This is a genomic window from Nonomuraea sp. bgisy101 (genome assembly GCF_057708945.1).
This window is the reverse complement of the sequence record NZ_JBYITD010000007.1, coordinates 322,528-347,029: the sequence shown is the minus strand read 5'-3', so window position 1 is coordinate 347,029 and position 24,502 is coordinate 322,528. Positions and strand designations below refer to the sequence as shown.

The 24,502-nt window shown below is 71.7% G+C and carries 20 protein-coding genes and 1 other RNA gene; 14 read left to right on the top strand and 7 right to left on the bottom strand.

The genetic code is table 11. The features are described from left to right. The first annotated feature begins 112 nt into the window (after window positions 1–112). From AC3EO4_RS16245 to AC3EO4_RS16235, 3 genes are all read left to right on the top strand, one after another. The gene (locus tag AC3EO4_RS16245) at window positions 113–1,531 is read left to right on the top strand and encodes a hypothetical protein (protein ID WP_379573871.1); all 1,419 of its coding nucleotides are present in this window, start codon (window positions 113–115) and stop codon (window positions 1,529–1,531) included. A gap of 58 nt (window positions 1,532–1,589) precedes the next feature. Beyond that, complete coding sequence (locus AC3EO4_RS16240; protein ID WP_431896308.1) at window positions 1,590–3,818, top strand: SulP family inorganic anion transporter; 2,229 nt, start codon at window positions 1,590–1,592, stop codon at window positions 3,816–3,818. Between the two features lie 63 nt (window positions 3,819–3,881). Continuing rightward, a complete protein-coding gene (locus AC3EO4_RS16235; protein ID WP_379573869.1) occupies window positions 3,882–4,889 on the top strand; it encodes an NAD-dependent epimerase/dehydratase family protein in 1,008 nt (335 codons plus the stop codon). A 16-nt stretch (window positions 4,890–4,905) separates the two neighbouring features. On the opposite strand, the gene AC3EO4_RS16230 is transcribed toward AC3EO4_RS16235, so the two are convergent. Beyond that, window positions 4,906–5,649 (bottom strand): GNAT family N-acetyltransferase, encoded by a 744-nt coding sequence (locus AC3EO4_RS16230; RefSeq protein WP_379573868.1) that lies wholly within the window; start codon window positions 5,647–5,649, stop codon window positions 4,906–4,908. 341 nt (window positions 5,650–5,990) lie between these two features. On the opposite strand from AC3EO4_RS16230, the gene gad reads away from it, so the two are divergent. From gad to AC3EO4_RS16215, 3 genes are read left to right on the top strand one after another with little or no spacing between them, the layout of a single operon-like run. Further along, window positions 5,991–7,385: a glutamate decarboxylase gene (gad, locus tag AC3EO4_RS16225; protein WP_431896305.1), complete on the top strand. Its 1,395-nt coding sequence runs from the start codon at window positions 5,991–5,993 to the stop codon at window positions 7,383–7,385. A 41-nt stretch (window positions 7,386–7,426) separates the two neighbouring features. Further along, on the top strand, window positions 7,427–8,602 hold the full coding sequence (locus AC3EO4_RS16220) for a cytochrome P450 (protein WP_431896303.1): 1,176 nt from the start codon (window positions 7,427–7,429) through the stop codon (window positions 8,600–8,602). A 7-nt stretch (window positions 8,603–8,609) separates the two neighbouring features. Beyond that, window positions 8,610–9,011: a carboxymuconolactone decarboxylase family protein gene (locus AC3EO4_RS16215; RefSeq protein ID WP_379573865.1), complete on the top strand. Its 402-nt coding sequence runs from the start codon at window positions 8,610–8,612 to the stop codon at window positions 9,009–9,011. 195 nt (window positions 9,012–9,206) lie between these two features. On the opposite strand, the gene rnpB is transcribed toward AC3EO4_RS16215, so the two are convergent. The 4 genes from rnpB to AC3EO4_RS16195 form a co-directional block, all read right to left on the bottom strand. Then, window positions 9,207–9,602, bottom strand: an RNA gene (gene rnpB, locus AC3EO4_RS16210) — RNase P RNA component class A. A 135-nt stretch (window positions 9,603–9,737) separates the two neighbouring features. After that, window positions 9,738–11,036 (bottom strand): bifunctional RNase H/acid phosphatase, encoded by a 1,299-nt coding sequence (locus AC3EO4_RS16205; RefSeq protein ID WP_431896302.1) that lies wholly within the window; start codon window positions 11,034–11,036, stop codon window positions 9,738–9,740. Between the two features lie 41 nt (window positions 11,037–11,077). Next, window positions 11,078–11,818, bottom strand: coding sequence for a zinc ribbon domain-containing protein (locus AC3EO4_RS16200; RefSeq protein WP_431896300.1), 741 nt, complete (start codon window positions 11,816–11,818; stop codon window positions 11,078–11,080). 2 nt (window positions 11,819–11,820) lie between these two features. After that, the gene (locus tag AC3EO4_RS16195; protein WP_379573862.1) at window positions 11,821–12,621 is read right to left on the bottom strand and encodes a Nif3-like dinuclear metal center hexameric protein; all 801 of its coding nucleotides are present in this window, start codon (window positions 12,619–12,621) and stop codon (window positions 11,821–11,823) included. Between the two features lie 85 nt (window positions 12,622–12,706). On the opposite strand from AC3EO4_RS16195, the gene AC3EO4_RS16190 reads away from it, so the two are divergent. From AC3EO4_RS16190 to AC3EO4_RS16155, 8 genes are all read left to right on the top strand, one after another. Beyond that, the gene (locus AC3EO4_RS16190; protein ID WP_431896298.1) at window positions 12,707–14,140 is read left to right on the top strand and encodes a flavin-containing monooxygenase; all 1,434 of its coding nucleotides are present in this window, start codon (window positions 12,707–12,709) and stop codon (window positions 14,138–14,140) included. Continuing rightward, complete coding sequence (locus tag AC3EO4_RS16185) at window positions 14,137–15,150, top strand: dipeptidase (RefSeq protein ID WP_379573860.1); 1,014 nt, start codon at window positions 14,137–14,139, stop codon at window positions 15,148–15,150. Before AC3EO4_RS16190 ends, AC3EO4_RS16185 begins: the two co-directional genes overlap by 4 nt. Next, window positions 15,147–16,238: a M20/M25/M40 family metallo-hydrolase gene (locus tag AC3EO4_RS16180; RefSeq protein ID WP_431896296.1), complete on the top strand. Its 1,092-nt coding sequence runs from the start codon at window positions 15,147–15,149 to the stop codon at window positions 16,236–16,238. Before AC3EO4_RS16185 ends, AC3EO4_RS16180 begins: the two co-directional genes overlap by 4 nt. A gap of 98 nt (window positions 16,239–16,336) precedes the next feature. Continuing rightward, window positions 16,337–17,083: a GNAT family N-acetyltransferase gene (locus AC3EO4_RS16175; protein ID WP_379573858.1), complete on the top strand. Its 747-nt coding sequence runs from the start codon at window positions 16,337–16,339 to the stop codon at window positions 17,081–17,083. Between the two features lie 9 nt (window positions 17,084–17,092). Next, on the top strand, window positions 17,093–18,508 hold the full coding sequence (locus AC3EO4_RS16170; protein WP_431896294.1) for an Nramp family divalent metal transporter: 1,416 nt from the start codon (window positions 17,093–17,095) through the stop codon (window positions 18,506–18,508). A 44-nt stretch (window positions 18,509–18,552) separates the two neighbouring features. Further along, window positions 18,553–20,580, top strand: coding sequence for a zinc-binding dehydrogenase (locus AC3EO4_RS16165; RefSeq protein WP_431896292.1), 2,028 nt, complete (start codon window positions 18,553–18,555; stop codon window positions 20,578–20,580). 16 nt (window positions 20,581–20,596) lie between these two features. Then, complete coding sequence (locus tag AC3EO4_RS16160) at window positions 20,597–21,547, top strand: helix-turn-helix transcriptional regulator (RefSeq protein ID WP_379573855.1); 951 nt, start codon at window positions 20,597–20,599, stop codon at window positions 21,545–21,547. 87 nt (window positions 21,548–21,634) lie between these two features. Next, window positions 21,635–22,753, top strand: a complete 1,119-nt coding sequence (locus AC3EO4_RS16155) for a C45 family autoproteolytic acyltransferase/hydrolase (protein WP_379573854.1) — start codon at window positions 21,635–21,637, stop codon at window positions 22,751–22,753. On the opposite strand, the gene AC3EO4_RS16150 is transcribed toward AC3EO4_RS16155, so the two are convergent. Continuing rightward, window positions 22,678–23,376, bottom strand: coding sequence for a response regulator (locus AC3EO4_RS16150; protein WP_379573853.1), 699 nt, complete (start codon window positions 23,374–23,376; stop codon window positions 22,678–22,680). The genes AC3EO4_RS16155 and AC3EO4_RS16150 overlap by 76 nt on opposite strands. Then, the gene (locus tag AC3EO4_RS16145; RefSeq protein WP_431896290.1) at window positions 23,373–24,479 is read right to left on the bottom strand and encodes a sensor histidine kinase; all 1,107 of its coding nucleotides are present in this window, start codon (window positions 24,477–24,479) and stop codon (window positions 23,373–23,375) included. The genes AC3EO4_RS16150 and AC3EO4_RS16145 overlap by 4 nt, the downstream gene beginning before the upstream one ends. Window positions 24,480–24,502 lie beyond the last annotated feature (23 nt).

Here is a 24,502-nt window from a genome sequence, read left to right as displayed (position 1 = left end):
GACACAATCAGATCCGTTCGCTGTGCGTTGGTGATCAAAGGGGGCAGATCGCGTCGATGGCCGCGCGATCTCACCGGCGCCGCTGGCAGGCCATGGCCTTGAGGGTGGTGCAATGACTGCGGTCGTACTGGTTCTCGTCGCCGTCGTGCTCCTCGTGCTCGTAGTCGTGGCACTGGGCATGCGTTCGATGAACAAGCGCGAGAGCTCGCTCCCGCCGGAGCGTCTCAAAGCGATGGCGGAGAAGGAGGAGATGACCCAGATCCGCTCGACGGACGAGTTCGCCGCGCACGAACCTCGCATGGTCAACTTCAGCCCCGACTTCAGCCCCATCGACCAGCAGAAGCAGCCCAAGCCCGTCCGCACGGGACAGCGCGGCAAGCGCGGTGTCGACGAGTGGGGCAACGGCGCGGCCGATGACGACGACGAGGAGTTCTGGGCCAACATCCGCAACGAGGCCACCGAGGGCGGCTTCGGCGCCGGCGGCACGGTCAAGGCCCGCATGGCGGCCAGCAGGCCGGTCGAGCCCGAGCGTCCCGCGGCCGACCCCTCCACCGAGCGCACGGTCCAGCTCCCGCTGCCGCCCAGGCCCGCGGCCGCCGAAGCCGTCCCTGCCGCGCCCGCCGCCGCTCAGGCCCCGGCCGCCAGGTCGGGCAGGCCCAGCCGGTCGAGCAGGGCCGCGGCCCGAGCCGCCGCGGCCGACAAGCGCCCGCTGGTCGAGCCCGCGCCGATGCCCGAGCCCCGTCCCGCGCCCTCCGCCTCCGACCTGGCCGACCAGCGCACCGTGACGTTCGCCGCCCCGACGCCCGACGTGATGAGCATCCTGGGCGCGGGTGCCAAGCCGGTGCCGCCGCTACAGCCGGAGCCCCAGCCGAACAGCGGCTCCTTCTCCGCGTTCGGCAGCGGATCGTTCCCCGCCGTCACCGGCAGCGGCTCCTTCCCCGCGGTACAGCCCTCGCCGATCCACGGCGCCCCGACGAGCGACCCGTTCCCCGCCTACGGCTCCGCCGACACCGAGACGACATGGCAGTCGCCGCCGCCCGCCGCGTCGACCACCTCCGGCTCGTGGTCGGCCGCCCCCGCCCCTGACGTGCTCGACGGACCGGCTCCGGCCTCGTCCTGGCCCGCGTTCGAGACCTACACGCAGCCCGCCGCTCCCGCGGCCGCCTATCCCGGTTCCTACGAGGTGCGCTCGGGCTGGGCCGCGCCCGACGACGACGCGCTCACGACCGGGCCGACGCCCGCGTCGACCACGCCCACCGCGCCGGGCAGGACGGTCACGCCGTACGACGACGTGCTGGGCGGCGGTGGGCAGTACCCGTCGTCCGCCTACGAGCAGGAGCGGCCGCAGGCCGCCCCCTACGGGGCGCCCGCCACCCCCGCCGCCTGGCCCGAGACGCCCGCCGCGAACGCCAGCTGGCCCTCCTACGGCGAGATGTACGGCCAGCCCGAGGCGAGCGAGCCCGCCAGTCAGGGGCGCCGGGGCAGCCACCACCGCTCCCCTGAGCAGGAATACCCCGACTATTACCGTTGATCGTAAAGGCCTCTCATAACGGCCCATTTGCCAGGCTGTCAGCCGATACAGTCTGGCAGTGGACACTCAGAGTAACGTACTGACTGCCCTTCGACATGATGTGCCCGCGTCGCTGGTGGTCTTCCTCGTCGCGGTCCCTCTGTCACTCGGAATCGCCGTCGCCTCAGGCGCGCCACTGGCCGCGGGGCTGATCGCCGCGATCGTCGGCGGCGTGGTGGCGGGGCTGTTCGGCGGCTCCGCCGTACAGGTGAGCGGGCCTGCCGCGGGCCTGTCACTGGTGGTGGCGGACCTCGTGCACACCTACGGGTGGCGGGCCACCTGCGTGATCACGCTGCTGGCCGGTGTGGTGCAGCTCATGCTCGGCGCCTTCAGGGCCGCCCGCGTGGCGCTGGCCGTCTCCCCTGCCGTCATCCACGGCATGCTCGCGGGTGTGGGCGTGGTGATCGCGCTGTCGCAGCTGCACGTGGTGCTGGGCGGCAGCCCGCAGAGCGCGGCCATCGACAACCTGCTCGAACTGCCCGCGCAGGTCGTGAACCTGCACAATCACGCGGCCGCCGTCGGGCTGATCACGATCGGCGTGCTGCTGGTGTGGAAGTGGCTGCCGCGAGGGATCCGCCTGGTCCCAGGGCCGCTGGCCGCGCTGCTGCTGGCCTCGACCGCGGCCGCGGTGTTCGGCTGGGACGTCACCAGGGTGGACCTGCCGGACGATCTGCTGCGGTGGACGCCGCCCGTGCTGCCCGCGGGCGACTGGCACGGCATCCTCGCCGCGGTCATGCTGGTGGCGCTGCTGGCGGGCGTGGAGTCGCTGCTGTGCTCGGTGGCCATCGACGGCCAGCACGACGGGCCCCGCACCGACCTGGACAGGGAACTGCGCGGGCAGGGCCTGGGCAACATCGTGTCGGGCCTGCTCGGCGGGCTGCCCATCGCCGGCGTGATCGTGCGCAGCACCACGAACGTCCAGGCCGGCGCCCGCAGCCGCTGGTCGGCCGTCCTGCACGGCGTGTGGGTGCTGGTCTTCGTCCTGTCCTTCGGCTGGGCGATCCGGCTGATCCCGCTGGAGGCGCTGGCCGCGCTGCTGGCCTTCATCGGCCTGCAGATGATCAACCTGGGTCACGTGCGGAAGGTCCACGGCCACGGCGAGGTGCCCGTCTACATGATCACGCTGGCGGGCGTGGTCGTGCTCGGCCTGGCGGAGGGGGTGCTGTTCGGGCTCGCGCTGGCCGTCCTGCTGGCGCTGCGGCGCCTGACGTGGGTCTCCGTGCACGTACGGCAGGAGCCGGGCGACAGGCGGCACGTGACGATCTCGGGGTCGCTCACCTTCCTCGGCGTGCCCAGGCTCACCGACGAGCTGCGGGCGATCCCGCCTGGCGTGCCCGTCGACCTCGACCTCAACATCGACTTCATGGACAACGCCGCCTTCGAGGCGCTGCACTCGTGGCGGCTCAAGCACGAGCGCTCGGGCGGCAGTGTCGACATCGACGAACTGCACGACGAGTGGTACAGCCTGGCCGCCGGCGGCAACCGGATGTTCCCCGCCAAGACGCCGCCCAAGGCGCACGAGCGCTGGTGGCTACCGTGGGCGCACCGCCGCAGGCGCAGGGGTTCCGCGGTGCCCGAACAGGGCGGTCCCGCCGAGTGCGAGCTGACCGTGGGCGCACGCGAGTTCCACCGGCGTGCGGCTCCCCGGATGCGGCCCATCTTCACCGAGCTGGCGCACAAGCAGCAGCCGACGCACCTGTTCATCACGTGCGCGGACTCCCGCATCGTGCCCACGCTCATCACCGCCAGCGGTCCTGGCGACCTGTTCGTGGTGCGCAACATCGGCAACCTCGTCCCCCGGTACGGCTCGCGTCCGCATGACGACTCGGTGTCGGCGGCGATCGAGTACGCCACGCAGGTGCTGGGCGTACGGACGATCACGGTGTGCGGGCATTCGGGGTGCGGGGCCATGGCTGGGCTGCTGTCAGGCGGGGAGAAGGCGGGCAGCCTGCCGGGGCTGCGCCGGTGGTTGCGGCACGGCAACCACAGCCTGGCCAGGTTCATCCAGTCGGACAGCGACGGCAGCGACACGGGCCCGCTCGACCGGCTGTGCAGAGTGAACGTGATGCAGCAGCTGGAGAACCTGCGCACGCACAGGAAGGTCGCCGAGCAGGTGGCGGCGGGGTCGCTGGAGCTGGTGGGGCTCTACTTCGACATCCCCTCCGCGCGGGTGCACATCCTGCCCAACCCCTTGGCCGCCGCGGCGGTTCCCACGGGCGCCCTGGTCCGGGCGGAGGAGGGGCCGTGACGGCGCCTACGCTCTCGGTGAAGTGATGGCGTGGATCGCGTGTCATACCCGAAGAATGCCTTCATGAGAGTTCTGGTCATCGGAGGGTCAGCGTTCCTCGGCCGCGCGATCGTGTCGGAGGCACTCGCCCGCGGGCACGAGGTCACGACGTTCAACAGGGGGCAGAGCTACCCTGACGTGCCCGGCGTGGAGGCCGTGCACGGCGACAGGGAGTCGGAGGCGGACCTGGACCGCCTGGTGGAGGGGCGGCGCTGGGACATCGTCGTGGACACCTCTGCCTACGTGCCGCGCGTGGCGGGCCGGTCCGCGCGGCGGCTGTCGGGGCTCGCGGACACCTACGCCTTCATCTCGACGGTCTCGGCGGTGCGCGGCTTCCCCGCCGAGCGGGCGACGGACGAGTCCGGCCTGTGGGACTGCGCTCCCGACGCGGGACCCGAGGACGGCGAGTACGGCGTGCTCAAGGCGGGCTGCGAGCGCGCGGTCGAGCAGGGGTTCGAGGGCAACACACTGATCATCCAGCCAGGGCTCATCCTCGGCCCCTACGAGAACGTGGCCAGGCTGCCGTGGTGGCTGACCAGGATCGAGCGCGGCGGCAAGGTCCTGGCTCCCGGCGACCCCTCGGTGGCGATGCAGCTGATCGACGCGCGCGACATCGCGATCTTCACCCTCGACCAGGCGGAGAAGGGCGTCAGCGACCGCTTCATGGTCACGGGGCCGGCGGGCAACACCACCTTCGGCGAGTGGCTGGAGCTGTGCAGGCAGGCCACGGGCTCGGACGCGGAGTTCGTGTGGGTGGACGACCGGTTCCTGCTCGACCACGAGGTCGGGGTCTGGATGGAGCTGCCCCTGTGGGCGCCGGCGGCACCCGAGATGGCCAACTTCTGGACGATCTCCACGGCGAAGGCCGAGGCGGCCGGGCTGCGCTGCCGTACCGTGGCCGAGACCGTCAGGGACACCTGGGAGTGGCTGAGAGATATCCCCGTCGGCGAGCGGGTGTTCGGCAGGAAGAACGTCCACGGCATCGCCCCCGGCAAGGAGGCGGCGATCCTGGCGGACTGGGCCGCCCGCTAGGCGGCCCCGCCAGGGATCACGGCGACGACCACCACGTGGACTGCGTGATGGTGGTGAAGCCGAGCGAGTCGTAGAGCGGCTTGCCGGCCTTCGCCGACGTCAGGGTGACCGGCAGGTCCTTCAGCAGGCCGCCGAGCACCGCGTGCATGAGCGCCCTCCCGATTCCCGTCGAACGGAACTCGGGCAGGGTGGTCACCCAGTAGAGCCCGCCCACCGTGCCGTCGGCGACCGTCAGGCACGCGCCGGCGGGCTCGCCGTCCTTCTCCACGACGAACAGCTCGACGCCGTCGTAGCCCAGCAGCGCCGTGGGGAAGGCCTGCCGTGGCCGGTGCGGCTGGAAGCGGGACAGCGGGAAGCCCTCGACCACGATCCGCTCGGCGGTCTCGAGCTGCTCTTCCCGCTCGACCCTGACGACCTCGAGAGCCGCGGGCGGCAGGGCCTCGCCCGGTCTGCGGATCATGACGGGCAGCCGGCGGGGCTCCAGCCCGATCGCGCTCATGTCGACGACGCCGTAGGAGTCCTCGACGAGCACGGGGCCGCGCGTCCAGCCCTTGGCCAGCTCGGTCAGCTCGGCGACGTCGTCCGCGCCCGGCGAGGGCGACTGGAGGATGATCCGCAGCCCCGCCCGCTCGTCACCCCCGACACCGACGAACCCCGGCCGCTGCACCACGTCGCAGCCGCGCACGTCGCCCAGTGCCTTCCACAGCGCCGCCGCGTTCGCGGTGGCCGACCGCAGATCGGCCAGGTCGATGATGGTCATGAAGGGACCCTACAAGAGAGCTCGCCGGTACTTTCCCGAGGGGCGATGCGACCCCGAACGACGTCGTCCCCACGGTCAGCGGGTGATGTTGTTCTGCCCCGCCGCCATTCCTGGCAGTACCTCGGGTGGCTGCCTGCCTCTGTGATCAGTCCGGCCGACTGTGACCTCCGCCCGCGCGAGACCGGCCCCCAGGCCGCAGCTCGTCCCGTCGGCCGGACCTCACGAAGTCGCGCCGTCCTGATTGCCTTGCCTCCCATCGGCGCGAATGGTGGGAAATTGCCGGTGGTGATCTCTGCACGACAGGCCGCGGCTCGAACCGTACCCAGGACGGGAGACCGACCATGTCGAACCTGCACAAGAGGGCTGGCGCCGATCGTTCCGCCGCCGCCCTGAGCGTGAACCCGCTCTACAGCGGGCTGATCTCCGAGGGCGGGGTGCCGCGCTACCGTCTCCCGGACGGCCCCATGCACCCCGACGCCGCCCTGGCGATCATCCGCGACGAGCTGATGATGGACGGCAACGCCCGCCTCAACCTCGCCACGTTCAGCACCACCTGGATGGAGCCTCAGGCCAAGGAGCTGATCGGCGAGTGCCTCGACCGGAACATGGTCGACCGCGAGGAGTATCCGCAGATCGCCGATCTGGAGGGGCGCTGCGTCAACATGCTCACCGAGCTGTGGCACGACCCAGGCCACGGCATCGGCTGCTCGACGGCGGGCTCCAGCGAGGCGGCCATGCTGGGCGGCCTGGCGATGAAGTTCGCCTGGCGGCGGCGCGGCCACGCGGGCGACCGGCCCAACCTCGTCATCGGCACCAACACCCACGTGTGCTGGCAGAAGTTCTGCCGCTACTGGGACGTCGAGGCCCGCTTGGTGCCGATCCGCCACCACGGCGGCGCCTTCGACCTGCGGCTCGACCCCGAGGACGTGGCGAGCCACTGCGACGAGAACACGATCGGCGTCGTCGCCGTGCTCGGCTCCACCCAGACCGGCGCGTACGACCCCGTCGCGCAGATCGCCGCCGCATTGGACCGGCTGGAGGCGGAGCGGGGCATCGACGTGCCGCTGCACGTGGACGCGGCCGGCGGCGGCTTCGTCGCACCCTTCCTCCAGCCCAACCTGGTGTGGGACTTCCGGCTGCCGCGGGTGCGCTCGATCAACGCCTCCGGCCACAAGTTCGGGCTGGTCTACCCGGCGGTCGGCTGGGTGGTCTGGCAGGACGCCGCCGACCTGCCAGACGACCTGGTGCTCCACACCGACGTGCTGGGCGGCCCGCAGGAGACGTTCACCCTCAATTTCTCCCGGTCGGGCGCCCCGATCGCGGCCCAGTACTACAACTTCCTGCGCCTGGGCTTCGACGGGTACCGCGCGGTCCAGCAGACCTGCCAGGACGTGGCCCGGCACCTGGTGGCCGGCATCTCCGAGCTCGGCGGTCTCGAACCGCTCACCGACGGGAGCGACCTGCCGGTGTTCGCCGTCAGGACGGCGGACGATCTGGGCTGCACCGCGCGCGAGCTGTCCGACCGGCTGCGCCGCCGCGGCTGGCAGGTGCCCGCCTACCACCTGCCGCCCGCGCTGGAGGAGATCCAGGTCCTGCGTTTCGTGATCCGCAACGGATTCAGCTTCGACACCGCCGACAAGTTGCTGGCGGACCTGCGGGAGGTGCTGCGCGACGTGCGCGCGCCTGGCGGCCCCGAGCCCCGGGCAAGGCACCCGCTCACCGCCCTGACCCGCTGAGCCCCAGTGAGCCCCTGAAGGGATTGAGAGGACCTTTCTCCATGAGCACTTTCACCGAGAGCATCACACTCGACCAGCTCAACGAGGATCCGTACCCGATCTACGCCCGGCTGCGGAAGGAGGAGCCGGTCGCCTTCCTGCCCGCGATCAACCAGTGGATGGTGACCCGCTGGGACGACGTCGTAACGGTGGTCAGCCGCCCGCAGTCTTTCACCACCCACTTCCCCCAGTCCCTCGTGGCGCGGGTGTGCGGGCAGGGCAACATGCTGGGCACCGAGGGGGACGCCCACGCCGAGCTGCGCGCCTGCGTGGACGTGGACTACTCGACCGAGACCGTGCACCGCTTCTTCGCCGACGACGTCCGGCGGCTGGCCGAGAAGTACGTCGAGACCATCGCCGGCCGCGGCGAGGCCGAGCTGAAGCGCGACTACCTCGGCCCCATCGCCGTCCTGTCCGAGGCCAAGGTGCTCGGCCTGGACCAGGTGGACCCGGAGATCTTCCTGCGGTGGTCGCGCGGGCTGAACACCGGCATCACCAACTTCGAGGGCGACCCCGCCAAGCAGAAGCTGGGCGAGGACACGGCCGCCGAGATCAACCGGGCCCTGACGCCGACCGTCGAGCGGTACACCAAGAGCCCCAACCAGTCCACGCTCTCCAACCTCATCCACGCGGGCCGGCCGCCCGAGAACCCGCGCACGCTGGAGGAGGTGCTGCCGACGCTGCGGCTGGTGATGAGCGCCATCGAGGAGCCGTCGATCGCGGCCAGTTACGCGCTGCTGGGCCTGTTCGGCAACCCGGAGCAGTACGCGGCGGTCAAGGCCGACTTCTCGCTGCTGCCGCCGGCCGTGCACGAGGCGCTGCGGTGGATCTCGCCTGTGGGCGCGCTCATGCGCTCGGCGCCCGGCGAGGTCACGCTGGCCGGGGTGACGCTGCCGGCGGGCGCGCCGGTCGCGGCCATCGTCGCCTCCGCCAACCGGGACGAGAGCGTGTTCGACGACCCCGACCGCTTCGACCTCCACCGGCCGCTGCACCCGCACGTCTCGCTGGGCTACGCCCGGCACCGCTGCCTGGCCATCGACTTCGTGCCGGAGATCGTCCGCATCAGCCTGGAAGTGCTGCTGGAACGCCTGCCCGGCCTGCGGGCCGACGCGGACCGGCCGCCCGCCTTCCACGGCTGGCGCTACCGCCACCCCGACAGCCTCCACGTCCGCTGGTGAGGAAGACATGACAACAGATCGCCGCAAGCACGGCGAAGACGTCCTGGACCGCCTGGACGGCACCGCCCGCGCGCACGTCACCGCCGCCCTCGACGACGTCTCGCCCGACCTCGCCGACCAGGTGATCTCCTGGGCGTTCGGCGAGATCTACGACCGGCCCGCGCTGCCGCCGCGCGACCGGCAGCTCGTCATCCTGGGCATCCTCACCACACTGGGGAGCTGCGAGCCGCAGCTCAAGATGCATCTCAGGATCGCGCTCAACGCGGGGCTGACCCCGGACCAGATCACCGAGGCTCTGCTGCAGGCGGCCGTCTACTGCGGGATGCCGCGGGCGCTGGTCGCCACCTCGATCGCCAAGCAGGTCTTCGCCGAGCGCGGTCTGGTGCCCGTCCCCGCGGCCGGGACGTGAGCGCGCGCAGGTGACGCGGCGGCCCGCTCACCGCGGGCCGCCGCCTTCCGGCGCCCACGTCGTCATGTGCCCTCGTCGTGCCATGCGCCAGGCGCGGACTCGCACCCTTTGGAGCGGTCGACGTGCTTCCACTTCCCAAGATCACGGAACGGGAGATCGTGAAGAGTGCTCCGCCCCTGGTCAGAGAGGCGGAGAGAGACGAGCCGGCCTGTAGGCCGGGTTCTGTCCTTCGCGAACGAAGGGGCGACCATCCATCTAGGACCGCCGTTGCCGGCGGCCTCAAGCGGTCTACCCGCGCGGCTCGGACGGGCAGTCCTCGAACGCCGCGCGCGGGACGCTCCTGGGAGCGTCCCTTCTTGACCTTGCTCCAGGTGGGGTTTACCTAGCCGCCCACGTCACCGTGGGCGCTGGTGGTCTCTTACACCACCCTTTCACCCTTACCTCCCGGATGACCGGGAGGCGGTCTGCTCTCTGTGGCACTAGCCCGCGGGTCGCCCCGGGTCGGCGTTACCGACCACCCTGCCCTGTGGAGCCCGGACCTTCCTCGGCGAGCCCCGCGAAGGGGCTCGACGCGGTCGCCCGGCCGGCTCGTCTCCCCCGAGATTATCGCATCCCCGCCCCCTCCCACCCCGCCGGCGAGAGCGCCGTGACGTGAGGGCGGCGCCCAGGGTCCCGGCCGGGTCCGGTGAGCCTCGCGGCGTCGGGAACGGCCCGGCCGTGCCCGGGTCAGCGCAGGTGGGAGATGTCGTTGAACGTCTTCATCACCGCCGGGCCGTCGGCGTAGAAGTCGATCAGCGACAGGCACGCCAGGTCGAGGTGCATGCGGTAGAGGGCCTCCGGCGGCGCGAGCAGCGCGAGCCTGAGGAACGTCTTGATCGGCGTGACGTGGGAGACGGCCAGCACGGTCTTGCCTTCGTAGCGCTCGATCAGCCGATCTCTGGTCGCCTCGACCCGGCGCGCCACCTCGGCGAAGCTCTCGCCCTGGGGCGGCGCGACGGTGGGGTCGGCCAGCCAGGCGGCCAGCTCGTCGGGCCACTCGCGCTGGATCTCGGTGAAGGTGCGGCCTTCCCAGGCGCCGAAGTCGGTCTCCCTGAGCCCTTCGTCGATCTCGACCTCGACGCCGACGAGCCGGGCGACCATCTCGGCGGTCTGCCGGGCCCGCTTGAGCGGGGAGCTGACGATCACGTCGATCCGGTACGGCGGCGCCGCCAGCCTGCGCGCCGCCGCACTCGCCTGGGCCAGGCCGTTGGCGGTGAGCTCGGCGTCACCGAGGCCGGAGAAGCGGCGTTCGGCCGACAGCGGGGTCTCGCCGTGACGCAGCAGGAGCAGGGAGGTGGCGACCCTGGTGGCGGGACCCCAGCCGGTGCCTTTGGCGGCCTGCCGGGTGACCAGCGAGGCGGTGGGGGCCGACAGGTCGAGCAGGTCGGTCTGCTCCCCCGCCTTCGGCGCGGCCGCCCCGAGCCCGACGGGCGAAGGACCAGCCGCGTTGACGCCGCCCGAATCCCGCTCCGCGGTGCCGCCCGAGATGCCTGCATCCCGCTCGGCGACGCCGCCCGCGGCGCCGGACTCACGTACGGCGGCGCCGCCCGCCTTCCACGCCAGCCCCTTGGCCGCCGCGTCCATCGCCTCGTTGGCCAGCCGGTCGGCGTGCTTGTTGCGCTCACGGGGGATCCACGTCCACCCGGTGACCCTCAGCCGCCTGACCAGCGCCTGCGCCTCGAGGGCGAGCGGCCTGAGCCCCTCGTGCTTGACCTTCCAGCGGCCCGCCATCTGCTCGATGACGAGCTTGGAGTCCATGCGGACCTCGACGGCGGCACCTTCGCCGCCGAGGTCGAGCACGGAGGTGAGCCCCGCGATCAGGCCGCGGTACTCGGCGACGTTGTTGGTGGCCACGCCGATCGCCTCGGCCACCTCGGCGAGGACCTGGCTGTCGGCGGCGTCCATGACGACGGCCCCGTAGCCGGCGGGACCGGGGTTGCCCCTCGACCCGCCGTCGGCCTCGATGAGGTACGAGGTCGTGCTCATGACTGCTCCTTGATCGCTGAAGGCCGAGTCGGGGCCGAGGGTCAGATGCCGGACTCGGGGGTGCGGACGAGGATGCGGCGGCACTCCTCGCAGCGCAGCACCTCGTCGTGGGGCGCGGCCTTGATCCGGTTCATGTCGGCGATCGAGAGCGTCACCTTGCAGCCCATGCAACGGCCGCCGTGCAGCATCGCGGCGCCCACGCCGTACTGGCCGCGCAGCTTCTCGTAGAGGGCGAGCAGGTCTGCGGGGATCTCGGTGGCGACGCCGGCGCGGCGCCCCGCGACGTCGGCGGCCTCCTTGTCGATCTCGGCGAGGGCGGTGTCACGACGGTCCTCTGCGGCGCCGCGGGTGGAGGCGATCTCGTCACGCTTGGCGATCAGGTCGGTGACCTTGGAGTCGGCGGCCTCGCGGCGCTCCATGATCTCCAGCACGACCTCCTCCAGGTCGCCCTGGCGGCGGTGCAGCGAGGCGATCTCGGACTGCAGGCTTGACAGGTCCTTGGGCGAGGTGACCATGCCGGAGTCGAGGCGCTTCTGGTCCCGCTCGGCGCGGGTGCGCACGGTGTCGACGTCACTCTCCGCCTTGGTCTGCTCTCGGGCCAGGTCGCCGGCCTCGGTCTCGGCGGCGATCACCTGGGTGGCCAGCTGGGCGAACTGCTTCGACTGCTCGTCGATCTCGGCCAGCTCGGGCAGCGTGCGGCGGCGGTGGGCCAGACGATCGGCAGCGGAGTCGAGCTCGGCCAGGTCGAGCAGTCGTTTCTGTTCGGCAGGGGCTGCTTTCATGATCAATATCCTCTTGTCCAAGCATCGGTGACCGTGGCGGAGACGCGCGTCTCAACGTTAACGCCACTGGAGCTCAGGATGGACGCCGCGCTGTCGAGCCATGGCCACTCGGTGGCCCAGTGGGCGGCGTCGACCAGGGCGGGGCCGCCGGCCTCGACGAACTCGCTGGCGGGGTGATGGCGCAGGTCGGCGGTGAGGAAGACGTCGACGCCCGCGGCGCGCGCCGTACCGAGGAGGGAGTCTCCCGAGCCGCCGCTGACGGCCACCCGCTTGACGGGCGTGGACGGCTCGCCCGCCACGCGCAGCCCCCACGAGGTCGTGGGCAGCCCGGCCAGGGCCTGCTCGGCGAATTCGCCGAGCGTCATGGTGCGGGGAAGGTCGCCGACGCGGCCGAGGCCGCGCCAGGGGTCGTCGGGGAACGGCTGCAGCGGCACGAGGTCGCCGACCAGGCCGACGGCGCGGGCCAGCGCGTCGGAGACGCCGGGGTTGGCGACGTCGGCGTTGGTGTGGGCGGTGTAGAGGGCGACGTCGTTGCGGATGAGCTGGTGGATCAGCCGTCCCTTGTAGGTGGTCGCGGCGACGCTGGTGGTGCCGCGAAGGTAGAGGGGGTGGTGGACGACGATCAGGTCGGCTCCCCAGTCGAACGCCTCCTCCGCGACGACGGGCACGGGATCGACGGCGAACAGCACCCGCCGCACGGGCTGTGCGGGATCTCCGCAGACCAGGCCGACGGCGTCCCACGACTCGGCCCTTTGCGGCGGATAGGCGGCCTCGAACACGTTGATCACATCTGCCAGCGTCACCAGCGCAGACTACCGGCTCGGGTGCCTCGACAGGTGAACGAGCGCCGCCTACCGTAAGTGGATCCTGACATCTGTGGAGGGACGCATGAGGGTCGCGATCATCGGTGCGGGGTTCGGCGGTCTGTGCATGGCGATCAGGCTGGAGCGCGCGGGGATCGGCTCCTACACGGTCTACGAGAAGGCGGGCGGCGTCGGCGGCACCTGGCGCGACAACAGCTATCCGGGGGCGGGCTGCGACATCCCCTCCCATCTGTACTCGTACTCGTTCGAGAAGTACGCGAGCTGGACCCGCCGCTACCCCGAGCAACCGGAGATCCTGGCCTATCTTGACATGTGCGCCGACAAGTACCGTGTCAGGCCGAAGATCCGGCTCAACACCGAGGTCGTCTCCGCCGCGTTCGACGGCCGGCGCTGGCAGGTCACCACCGGCGAAGGGACCGAGGAGTTCGATGTCGTGGTGTCGTCCGTCGGGCAGCTGAACCGCCCCTCATACCCCGAAATTTCGGGAATTGAGAGCTTTGCAGGGGTCGCCTTCCACAGCGCCCGCTGGAACCACGACCACGATCTGACCGGCCGCCGCGTCGCGGTGATCGGCAACGGCTCGTCCGCCGCGCAGTTCATCCCCCGCATCCAGCCGCTGGTCGAGCACCTCGACGTCTTCCAGCGCACCCCGAACTGGGTCATCCCCAAGCCCGACTCCGCCTTCGGCCCCGCCGCCACGCTCGCCTTCCGCCTCGTTCCCGGCCTGCAGCGGGCCTACCGCGAGTGGATCTACCGGTACGCCGAGGGCACCCTCTACCCCGCCCTCGCCCAGGGCTGGAGCGCCGGCATGCTGAGGAAGCGGGCGCTGGGCCACCTGCACGCCCAGGTCGCCGACCCGGAGCTGCGTGCCAGGCTCACGCCCGACTTCCCCGTCGGCTGCAAGAGGGTGGTCATCGACAGCGCGTTCTACCCTGCCCTGACCAGGCCCAACGTCGACGTCGTCACCGACCCGATCGCCAGGATCACCGCGAAGGGCGTGGAGACCGCCGAGGGCGTGCGCGAGGCCGACACGATCATCTACGCCACCGGTTTCAGGTCCACGGAGTTCCTGCGGCCGATCGCGTTCACAGGGCTGGGCGGCAGGTCGCTGGCCGAGCAGTGGAAGGACGGCGCCGAGGCCTATCTCGGCATCACCGTGCCGAACTTCCCCAACCTGTTCCTCCTCTACGGGCCGAACACGAACCTCGGCCACAACTCCATCGTCTTCATGATCGAGTGCCAGGTGCGGCACGTCATGGCGTGCCTGCCATACCTGGAGAGAAACGGGCCCATGGAGGTCAGGCCCGAGGCCATGGCGGCGTGGCGCGGGCAGCTGGCGGCCGCGATGGAACGGATGGTGTGGAACAACGGCTGCCAGAGCTGGTACAAGACCGCCGAGGGGCGGGTCACCAACAACTGGCCAGGACCGACGACGCTGTACCGCAGGCTCACCGCCCTCCCGCCGCTGCCCGCCTACCGGATAACGTCTTCGGCATGACGTCGCATGTGGTCGCAGACACGCACAACGATCTGCTCATGGCGGTCTCGGCGAGGCCGCCGGACCGGTGGGCGGAGTTCTTCCGCGTCCAATGGCTGCCCCAGCTGCGGACGGGCAAGGTGAACCTGCAGGTGCTGCCGGTGTTCATCTCGTCGGAGTTCCGGCCGGAGGGCTCGCTCAGGCAGACGCTGCGGATGATCGAGTGCGCGCACGTGATCGCCGAGGGCAACCCGGACGAGGTGGCGCTGTGCACGGACGCCGCGCAGATCGACGCGGCCATCGCCTCGGGCAGGATTGCGCTGGTCCTGGCGCTGGAGAGCATGCCCGGCATCGACGCCAGCGTGGAGCTGATCCCGACCGTGCACAGGCTCGGCGTCCGGATCGCCTCGATCGCCCACTGGGGCCGTACGCCGCTGGCCGACGGCAGCGGCGAGGACGCCACGGGCAGCGGGCTGACCTCCCACGGCGTCGAGGCGCTGAAGGAGATGGAACGGCTGGGCATCCTGTTCGACGTCTCCCACCTGGGCGCCTCCGGCGTCGCGCACGTGCTGGAGCTGGCGACCAAGCCGGTCATGGCCACGCACTCCTCCGCACGCGCCCTGCGCGACCACCACCGCAACCTCACCGACGAGCAGCTCAGGGGGGTGGCAGGGACGGGCGGCGTGATCGGCGTCAACTTCCTGGCCGCCTTCCTCACCGAGAACGCCCGCGAGGCGACGCTCGACCACGTGCTCGACCACATCGAGCACATCGTGGGCGTCGTGGGGATCGACCACGTGGGGCTCGGGCCCGACTTCATGGACGAGGTCAGGCGCGACCTCACTCCCCCGTGCTGCGAGACCATCTCCTCCACCGGTCTCGACGTCGGCGCCTGCGTGCCGGGGCTCGAGGGGCCCAGCGGCCTGCCGATGGTCACCGAGGGGCTGCTGGCCCGCGGAGTGCCCGAGGCGGACGTCCGCAAGATCGTCGGCGGGAACGTGCACCGCCTGTTCGGGAAGGCGCTGGCGTGATCGAGGACCTCGGTGAGCTGGTCAGCTGCGAGTCCTTCTCCAGTGACCTGGACGCGGTGGCGCGCAGCGCGAAGGTGGTCGCCGCGATGGGCGCCCGTCACCTGGGCGCGCAGCCGGAGACGATCGTCATCGACGGTGTCACGCACCTGCGGTGGAGCTTCGGCACGCCCAAGGTGCTGCTGCTCGGCCACCACGACACCGTCTGGCCGATGGGGACGCTGGCCACCCACCCGTGGTCGGTCGTCGACGGGATCGCGCGCGGGCCAGGGGTCTTCGACATGAAGGCTGGGCTCGTGCAGATGTTCCACGCGCTGGCCGGGCTCGACTCGCTCGACGGCGTCTGCGTGCTGGTCACCGGCGACGAGGAGGTCGGCTCGGTCACCTCGCGCACGCTGATCGAGGACGCCGCCCGCGGCCTGGCGGCCACGTTCGTGCTGGAGGCGAGCGCGGACGGCGGCGCGCTGAAGACCGCGCGCAAGGGCACCTCCGACTACACGGTCACCGTGTACGGCAAGGCGGCGCACGCCGGGCTCGAACCGTGGAACGGGGCCAACGCGGGGATCGAGCTGGCCCACCAGATTCTCACGATCGCGGGCGTGGCCGAACTCGTCGACGAGGATGAGCCGGTGACGGGGACGACGGTCACGCCGACCGTGCTGGCCGGCGGGACGACGGTGAACACGGTGCCCGCCCTGGCACGGGTCGGAGTGGACGTGCGGGTGCCGACGCTGGCCGCCCAGGCGAAGGTGGACACCCTGATGCGGGCGCTGTCGCCGCAGCTCAAGGGGACGCGGCTGGAGATGAGCGGCGGGCCGAACCGGCCGCCGATGGAGGCGGCGCTGTCGGCGGAGCTGTTCGCCGAGGCGGCGCGGCTGGCCGAGGAACTGGGGCTCGGGGCGCTGACGTCGGCGTCGGTGGGCGGCGCCTCGGACGGCAACTTCACGGCGGGGCTCGGCGTGCCGACACTGGACGGGCTCGGCGGGGTGGGCGGAGGCGCGCACGCCGACCACGAGCACGTGGTCGTGGCGGAGATGCCGGGCCGGATGCGGCTGCTACGGGCGCTGGTGTCCTCGGTCCTGGCCTCCTGACCCTGCCGAGCAGCGCCGGATCGGCAGGGCATTCGGCCGCCTCAGGAAAGGCGCGGCTCGCAGGTGTCGGCCCCGCGGGCTCGGATAGATTTCCCAAGGTGACGAAAGCCCAGGTGGTGGTGCGGGAGCTGCGCCAGATCGGCGAGTTCGCCGACGTCTTCAGGCTGTTCGACGAGATCTGGCACCCCGCTCCCGCCAACCCACCGGTGACCGTGGAGCTGATGCGGGTCTTCTCCCACACCGGCGGCTACGTCGCGGGCGCCTACGAGGGCGGCAGGCTGGTCGGCGCGTCGGTGGGCATTCTGGCCAAGGACAACACCCTGCACTCCCACGTCACCGGCGCCGCGCCCGGCAGGGGCGTCGGCCACGCGCTCAAGACGCACCAGCGCGCCTGGTGCGCCGAGCGCGGCATCGACCGGATCACGTGGACGTTCGACCCGCTGGTGCGCCGCAACGCCCACTTCAACCTCGCCAAGCTCGGCGCGCGCGCCATCGAGTACGTGGAGGGCTTCTACGGCGCGATGGCCGACGCGATCAACGAGGGCGACGAGTCCGACCGCCTGGTGGTCGAGTGGCTGGTGAAGGAGCAGGACGCCCCGGCCGTGCCGTACGAGGGCGTGGTGGCGCTGGAGGAGGAGGACCGCCTCCCCGTCAGGGGGCAGGTGAAGGGGCCGGTGGCGCTGGTCGGCACGCCCGCCGACATCGAGGCGCTGCGCCACGAGGACCCGTCGGCGGCGATGGCGTGGCGGCTTGCGATGCGCGAGGTGCTGGGCGGGTTGATGGCGGACGGCGGGCGGGTCGCGGATTTCACGAAGAACGGTGAATATGTGGTGCTGATCGGGTAGAGGGCTGGCGTGTTCACGCCTACAGTGCCGCAGCACGTCCTTCCACCGGTCACCGTCAGGGATCTGCCCGACGCCCCCGTCTCGAAGTGGCGCCTCATCGGGCCGGGGCTCGTCGGCGCGGGAGTGGGGCTCGCCTCCGGCGAGTTCATCCTGTGGCCCTACATCGCCTCGCAGGTCGGCCTGGTCTTCATCTGGGGCGCGCTGATCGGCATCGTCACGCAGTGGTTCCTCAACATGGAGATCGAGCGGTACACGCTGGCCACGGGCGAGACCGCGCTGACCGGGTTCAGCCGGTTCTGGAAGCACTGGGGCGCGGTGTTCGTCGTGATGACGCTGCTGTCGAACCTGTGGCCCGGCTGGGTGACGACCTCCGCGACGATGGTGACGTACCTGACGGGCGGCAACGTCCGCTTCATCGCGATCGGCATGCTCCTGGTGATCGCGCTCGGGCTGACGCTCGCGCCGGTCATCTACACCATGCTGGAGCGGGTGATCTTCGTCAAGATCGCACTGGTGGTCACGCTGATCGTGGTGGCCGTGCTGTTCGCGATCAACGCGGACGCGTGGGTGGCGCTGGGCAGGGGTCTCACGGTGGACGCGAGCCTGCCGGTCCCGCCGCTGGAGTTCGCGTTGCTGATGGGCGCCATCGCCTACGCGGGCGCGGGCGGCGGACAGAACCTGTGCCAGAGCAACTGGATCCGCGACAAGGGCCTGGGCATGGGCCACTACGTGCCGCGGCTGGTCAGTCCGGTCACCGGTCACGAGGAGGCGGCCTCGTCGACCGGGTTCCAGTTCGCGCCCACGAAGGAGAACCTGGCCAGGTGGCGGGCCTGGTGGCGCTTCGCGAACGTGGAGCAGGCCTCGACGTTCGCCGTGGTGTCGTTCGTGACCATCGCGCTGATGTCGATGCTCGCCTACTCCACGGTCTTCGGTAAGGAGGGGCTGGCCAACAGCATCGGCTTCCTCAAGGTGGAGGGCGAGGCGCTGCAGGCCACGGTGGGCGCGTGGTTCGGCGTGCTGTTCTGGGTGATCGGCGCGCTGTCGCTGTTCGCCTCCGCGATGGGCATCGTCGACTACACCAGCAGGCTCGCCTCCGACGTGCTGAAGACGGTCTACCTGCGCGACCGGCCGATCTCGGTCAACAGGGTCTACTTCATCATCGTCTGGGCGATGGCGCTGGTCGGGATCGCCGTCCTGCTCGCGGGCTTCGACCAGCCGCTGATCCTGCTGGTTCTCTCGGCGTGCTTCGCCGCGGCGATGATGTTCGTGTACTCGATCCTGCTGATCGTGCTCAACAGGCGAGCGCTGCCGGGGCCGATCAAGGTACGCAGCTACCGGCTCGCGGCCCTGGTCTGGTCGGTGGCCTTCTTCGGATCGCTGACCGTGCTGACACTCCTCCAGCAGGCGCAGAAGCTCTTCGGCTAGACGAACTTGACCTGAAGCATGCTTGAGGTTCGAGACTGCTCGGCATGAAGATTATCGAGGTCACGGAGTTCGGCGGTCCCGAGGTTCTGCGAGCGCGCGAGGTCGACGACCTGGTGGCGGGCCCAGGGCAGGTCGTCGTGGGCGTGGCGGCGGCCGACGTCCTCTCGGTGGAGGCGCAGCTGCGCACGGGCTGGGGCAGGGAGTGGTTCGGAGCGCAGCCGCCGTACGTGCCAGGCACCGGCGTGGCGGGGACCGTGCTGTCGGTCGGCGACGGCGTGGACCCCTCGTGGCTGGGGCGCAGGGTCGCCGCCATGGTCAGCGGTGGGTACGCCGAGCAGGCGTCGGCCGACGCGGACGCGCTGGTGCCCGTGCCCCCTGGGCTGTCTCTGCGCGACGCGGCGGCGCTGCTGCAGGTGGGTCCAGCCGCGCTCAGCCTGGTGGACGCGGCGGAGCTGAAGCCGGGGGCGAGGGTTCTGGTCACCGGCGCGGGCGGCGGCCTGGGCCTGGTGCTGGTGGAGCTGGCCGCGGCGGCGGGCGCCGAGGTCACCGCCATCGCGTCCGGTACGGCCAAGCGACGGCGGGCCCAACTCCTCGGCGCGACCCACACCGAGCAGGCGGCGCCCCCCGAGCAGCCGACGCACTCCGGGGACGCGATCCGCATCGGGGACGCGGCTCACACCGAGCGGCCGACGCACTCCGGGGACGCCGCCCACACCCGGGACGCCGCCCACGCCGAGGGGGCGCCGCATGCCGGGGACGCGGCCGCCGCCGGAGGGGCCTGGCGGAGCGGGTTCGACGTCGTCTTCGACGGGGTCGGCGGCGAGCAGGGCGCGCGGGCCTTCGAGCTGACCGCGCGGGGTGGCAGATTCTTCGCCTACGGTGTCACGGCGGGAGGGCCGGCCCCCGTCGACGCGGCCGAGGCGGGCAGGCGCGGGATCACCGTCACGGGCATGGAGCAGGTCCAGTTCACGCCGCAGGAGTTCAGGCGTCTGGCGGAGCGGGCCTTCGCCGCCGGGATCACGCCGACGATCGGGTTGGCCGTGCCGCTGGACAGGGCGGCCGACGCGCACGCCGCCATCGAGGGGCGCACCCTGGTGGGCAAGGCGGTCCTGCTGGCCACCTCGCGCGCCGTCCGCTACCGCGAGTACGGCGAGGCGGACGTGCTCACCGTCGACGAGGTGAGCATCCCGGCGCCGGGCCCGGGCCAGGTCAGGATCGCGGTGAGGGCCGCCGCGGTGAACGCCCTCGACTGGAAGTTCCGCAGGGGCTACATGGTCGTCCCGCTGGAGGGCTCGACCGGCACGGGAATCGAGGTCTCCGGGACGATCGACGCGCTCGGCGAGGGCGTGGCGGGCTGGCGGGTGGGGCAGCCGGTCTTCGGCAGGGTCCCGACCGGCGGCCTGGCCGACCATGTGCTGGCCGACCCCGCCGAGCTGCTGGAGAAGCCGGACCATCTCACCTACGAGGAGGCCGCGGCGCTGCCCGTGGCGGCGGAGACCGCCATGAGGACGCTGGCCGAGCTCGGCCTCGGGCACGACCTTGGGCACGGCGGCGGGCACGGCGGCGGGCATGGCGGGCACGGCGGCGGGCACGGCCGGAGGCTGCTGATCCACGCGGTGGCGGGCGGCGTCGGCCTGGTCGCCGCGCAGCTGGCGCGAGCCATGGGCGTCGAGGTCGTCGGTACGGCGAGCGAGGCCCATCACGCGTTCCTGCGCGACCTCGGCGTCATCCCCGTCACCTACGGCGACGGGTGGGCGGACAGGGTGGGCCCGGTGGACGCCGTCCTGGACGCCTCGGGCAGGGGCGTGCTCGCCGACTCCGTGCGGCTGACCGGGGACGCGGACAAGGTCGTCACGATCGCCGACCCGACGGCGGGCGAGTTCGGGGTGCGTTTCTCCACGGGCGGCACCGATCCCGCGCCGGTCAGGGACGTGGTGGCGTCGGGGAGCGTGCGCATGCCGATCGCCCGCGTCTACCGGCTGGAGGACGCGGCCGACGCTCACCGGCTGAGCGAGGAAGGGCATCTTCTCGGCAAGATCGTGGTGATCACGGAAGCGGACGTTCCTCGTTAGGCGGCACACTGGTCGCATGCTGGAAACCTCGGCTCGCCTGCTCAAGCTGCTCTCCCTGCTCCAGGCGCACAGGGACTGGTCAGGCCCTGAGCTGGCCGACCGTCTGGGCGTGACGACCCGGACGGTGCGCAACGACGTCGAGCGGCTGCGCACCCTCGGCTACCCGGTGCACGCCACACCGGGTGTGGCAGGCGGCTACCGTCTCGGGGCGGGCGCCGCCCTGCCGCCGCTGCTGCTCGACGACGAGGAGGCGGTCGCGGTTGCGGTCGGCCTGGGCAGGGCGGCGGGCGGCGGCGTGGCGGGCATCGAGGAGAGCTCGGTGCGGGCGCTGGCCAAGCTGGAGCAGGTGCTGCCGGCCAAGCTGCGGCGCAGGGTGGGCGCGCTCAACGCCTACACCGTGCAGATCCCCGGCGCGGCGCCCTCGGTGCCGCCCGAGGTGCTGACCACGATCGCCAACGCCGCGCGCGACCACGAGCGCCTGCGTTTCGACTACACGGGGCATGACGGCACCGGCAGCAGGCGCGACGCCGAGCCGTACCGGCTGGTGCACCGGCGTGGCCGCTGGTACCTGCTGGCGTGGGACGTCGAGCGGCGCGACTGGCGGACGTTCAGGGTCGACAGGATCTCCGTCCGTACCCCGAACGGCCCCCGTTTCACCCCGCGCGAGCTGCCCTTCGACGTGGCCGAGCACGTGGAGCGCGGCCTCAACACCGCGATGTGGCGCTACCGGGCGAAGGTGCTGGTCCACGCCTCCGCCGAGCGGATGAGCGGCCTGCCGACGGGGATGGACTTCGAGCCCGTCGACGAGCACACCTCGATCGCGCACGTCGGCGGCGACGACCTCACCGGCATCGCGGTCTGGATCGGCCTGCTCGGCGTCGACTTCGAGGTGATCGAGCCGCCGGAGCTGGCGGAGGTGGTCCGCACGCTGTCGGAGCGTTACCGCAGGGCGGTCAGCGGGACGTAGGCGCTGTCAGCGGGACGAAGGCGCGCCGCGGCAGGGCGGTCAGCGGGCGGTAGGCGCGCGGTCAGCGCCCCCGCCGAGGCTCGGGGCATGACCATCACCCAGATCGCGGGCAGCGAGAACGACTTCCAGCTCGTCAGGCATCTCACCGTGCGTGGCAGCCAGTTCGACATCGGCAGGTCCCTGGCGGAGGAGGCGCGCACCCGTGCCGGCTGGGCGCCGCGACCGGCCGACCAGACGGTGAACAGGGCGCGCATGGCCTGGTTCGAGCACTTCTGGCCGCAGCATCACGAACGGCTGGACGGCGTGGCCGCCGCCTTCGACCTCGACCCCGACCGTGACGACCTCGTCCTTGACGGGCTGAACGCCCTGCCGACGGGGTCGGGCTGTTCGGCACTGTGGTGCCCGCCCTCGGCCGCCACCGACGGGCACGGCAGGATCGCCCGCAACTACGACTTCTTCACGCAGACCACCAGCGAGATCATGGGCCGCCAGGCTCCGGCGCCCGGCGAGCTCCCCATGGCCTCCCGCCCCTACGTGATCACCACGATCCCCGACGAGGGGCCGGCCTCCACCGTCATCACCATGAACGAGCTCGACGGCTGCATGGACGGCGTCAACGAGGCGGGCCTGGCGGTCGTGCTGCTGATCGCCGACGTGAGCAGGGCCGAGCCGCCCGGATCGGCCGAGCCGGGCGTCGGGCTGAGCTCGGTGCAGTTGCCCAGGTTCGTGCTCGACACCTGCGAGAACGTCGAGCAGGCCAAGAGGGCGCTGCTGATGGCCAAGCAGTACGACCACGGCCTGCCCCTGCACTACCTGATCGCCGACGCCTCGGGGAAGGCGTTCGTGTGGGAGAGCGAGCGGATCGTCGAAGCGGGTGACGCGCCGTTGTGCGTGACCAACCATCCGCTGCATCGCTACCCCGACCCGATGGCGCTGCCTGCCGACGACGAGACCACGATGGACACCTTCGGCAGGCTCCGCACGCTGCACGAGCGCGGCAAGGGCGCGCCCCTGTCGGCCCGAGGCCTGGCGAGCGCGCTGGACGAGGTCGCCGCGGGGGCGGACAAGATGTGGCGGACCACGTGGACGACCGTGCTCGACACCCATGACAGGACGATGAGCGTCCGCTTCTACCTGGGCGACACCCCTGAGGGCGGCACCCGGTTCACCGACGAGCTGCGCTTCGAGACCAGGCCGGACTCGTAGGCGATGACCACCAGCTGGGCGCGGTCGCGCGCGCCCAGCTTCACCATCGCCCTGCTGACGTGGGTCTTGGCGGTGAACGGGCTGATCACCATGTGCGCGGCGATCTCGTCGTTGGACAGGCCGCGCCCCACCAGCGACAGCACCTCCCGCTCGCGCCTGGTCAGCGGGTCGAGGTCGGTCACCTGGCTGGCGGGCGCGCGCATGACGAACTCGTCCATCAGCCTCCGCGTGATCGTCGGCGACAGCAGCGCGTCACCCCTGGCCGCCACCCTGATCCCGGACAGCAGGTCGGCGGGGTCGGTGTCCTTCAGCAGGAAGCCGGCCGCGCCCGCGCGCAGCGCGTCGAGCACGTACTCGTCGACGCCGTAGTTCGTCAGCATCACCACGTGCACACCGGCCAGGCTCTCGTCCGCGGCGATGCGCCTGGTGGCCTCGATGCCGTCCATGACCGGCATCTGGATGTCGACGAGCGCGACCTGCGGGCGGTGCCGTACGGCGAGCTCGACGGCCTGGCGGCCGTCGGCCGCCTCCCCGACCACCTCCAGGTCGTCCTCGGCCTCCAGCAGGGCGCGGAAGCCCGCCCTGATCAGCGCCTGGTCGTCGGCGAGCAGTACCTTGATCATGACCGTGCCGCCGGGAGCTCGGCCCTGACGGTGAAGCCGCCTTCGGGCCGCGGTTCGGCGCGCAGGTGGCCGCCGAGCGCGGTGACGCGCTCGCGCATCCCCGTCAGCCCGACGCCCGGCTGATGCCTCTGGTGGGGTACGGCGGCGCCGTCGTCGTCGATCTGCACGACCACCTCGTCGGGCAGGTAGCCGATGCGGACGGAGGCGGAGGCGGGCCCCGCGTGCCTGGTGATGTTGGTCAGCGCCTCCTGGACGATGCGGTAGGCGGCCCTGTCGACCTCGGTCGGCAGGGGGCGCGGGGATCCGCTCACCTCGACCTCGGCGGGCAGCCCCGCCGCGCGCGCCCTGTCGACCAGCTCGGGCACCTGGTCCAGGCCGCTGCCCTCCTCCGAGCGCAGCACCTCCAGCGTGGCACGCAGCTCCCGCATCGCGTCGGCGCTCGCCTCCTGGATGGCCGTCAGCGACGGCGGCACCTCCTCGCCGCGCTTGCGGGCCAGATGGGCGGCCACTCCCGCCTGCACCTTGATGATCGAGATGCTGTGCGTGAGCGAGTCGTGCAGTTCCCTGGCGATGCGCAGCCGCTCCTCCCCCGCGCGGCGCAGCGCGGTCTCCTCACGGGTCCGCTCCGCCTCCGCCGCGCGCTGCTCGACCTCCTCCAGGTAGTGGCTCCAGGCCCGCTGGGCCTCGCCGATCACCGCCGCGGCCACCAGCCAGCCGACCAGCAGCACCTTGCTCTCGATCGCCGACCTGGGCGACAGCGCCGCCGTCGAGTCCTGCCCGATGGCGAACATGCCGGCGACGAAGACGACGATGGCGGCCAGAGCGGCCGGGCGCCTGCCCTGCCGGACCGTGGTGGAGACGGCGACGAGCACGGGGAAGACCACCGTCGCTCCGGGGTGGGCGCGGGCGCAGTAGGCGAGCAGGCAGGCGACGGTGACCGCCAGCACGGTGATCGGATACCGCCGCCTGAACGCGAGCACGAGCGTGCCGGCAAGCAGCAACCCGTAGTCGAGCGGGGCCAGTCCTGGCGAGAGCAGCATCTCTCCGCCCACCTGGGCCGCCGCGATCACCACCGCGAGCACCACGTCCCGATCAACCTTCATACCGGCACAATAGACGGATATGT

What these genes read in the sequence shown, in the direction of transcription:
- AC3EO4_RS16245 (WP_379573871.1), top strand. Translation starts at nt 113, where the DNA reads ATGACTGCGGTCGTACTGGTTCTCGTCGCCGTCGTGCTCCTCGTGCTC.
- AC3EO4_RS16235 (WP_379573869.1), top strand. Translation starts at nt 3,882, where the DNA reads ATGAGAGTTCTGGTCATCGGAGGGTCAGCGTTCCTCGGCCGCGCGATC.
- AC3EO4_RS16230 (WP_379573868.1), bottom strand. Translation starts at nt 5,649, where the DNA reads ATGACCATCATCGACCTGGCCGATCTGCGGTCGGCCACCGCGAACGCG.
- gad (WP_431896305.1), top strand. Translation starts at nt 5,991, where the DNA reads ATGTCGAACCTGCACAAGAGGGCTGGCGCCGATCGTTCCGCCGCCGCC.
- AC3EO4_RS16220 (WP_431896303.1), top strand. Translation starts at nt 7,427, where the DNA reads ATGAGCACTTTCACCGAGAGCATCACACTCGACCAGCTCAACGAGGAT.
- AC3EO4_RS16215 (WP_379573865.1), top strand. Translation starts at nt 8,610, where the DNA reads ATGACAACAGATCGCCGCAAGCACGGCGAAGACGTCCTGGACCGCCTG.
- AC3EO4_RS16205 (WP_431896302.1), bottom strand. Translation starts at nt 11,036, where the DNA reads ATGAGCACGACCTCGTACCTCATCGAGGCCGACGGCGGGTCGAGGGGC.
- AC3EO4_RS16200 (WP_431896300.1), bottom strand. Translation starts at nt 11,818, where the DNA reads ATGAAAGCAGCCCCTGCCGAACAGAAACGACTGCTCGACCTGGCCGAG.
- AC3EO4_RS16190 (WP_431896298.1), top strand. Translation starts at nt 12,707, where the DNA reads ATGAGGGTCGCGATCATCGGTGCGGGGTTCGGCGGTCTGTGCATGGCG.
- AC3EO4_RS16185 (WP_379573860.1), top strand. Translation starts at nt 14,137, where the DNA reads ATGACGTCGCATGTGGTCGCAGACACGCACAACGATCTGCTCATGGCG.
- AC3EO4_RS16165 (WP_431896292.1), top strand. Translation starts at nt 18,553, where the DNA reads ATGAAGATTATCGAGGTCACGGAGTTCGGCGGTCCCGAGGTTCTGCGA.
- AC3EO4_RS16160 (WP_379573855.1), top strand. Translation starts at nt 20,597, where the DNA reads ATGCTGGAAACCTCGGCTCGCCTGCTCAAGCTGCTCTCCCTGCTCCAG.
- AC3EO4_RS16155 (WP_379573854.1), top strand. Translation starts at nt 21,635, where the DNA reads ATGACCATCACCCAGATCGCGGGCAGCGAGAACGACTTCCAGCTCGTC.
- AC3EO4_RS16150 (WP_379573853.1), bottom strand. Translation starts at nt 23,376, where the DNA reads ATGATCAAGGTACTGCTCGCCGACGACCAGGCGCTGATCAGGGCGGGC.
- AC3EO4_RS16145 (WP_431896290.1), bottom strand. Translation starts at nt 24,479, where the DNA reads ATGAAGGTTGATCGGGACGTGGTGCTCGCGGTGGTGATCGCGGCGGCC.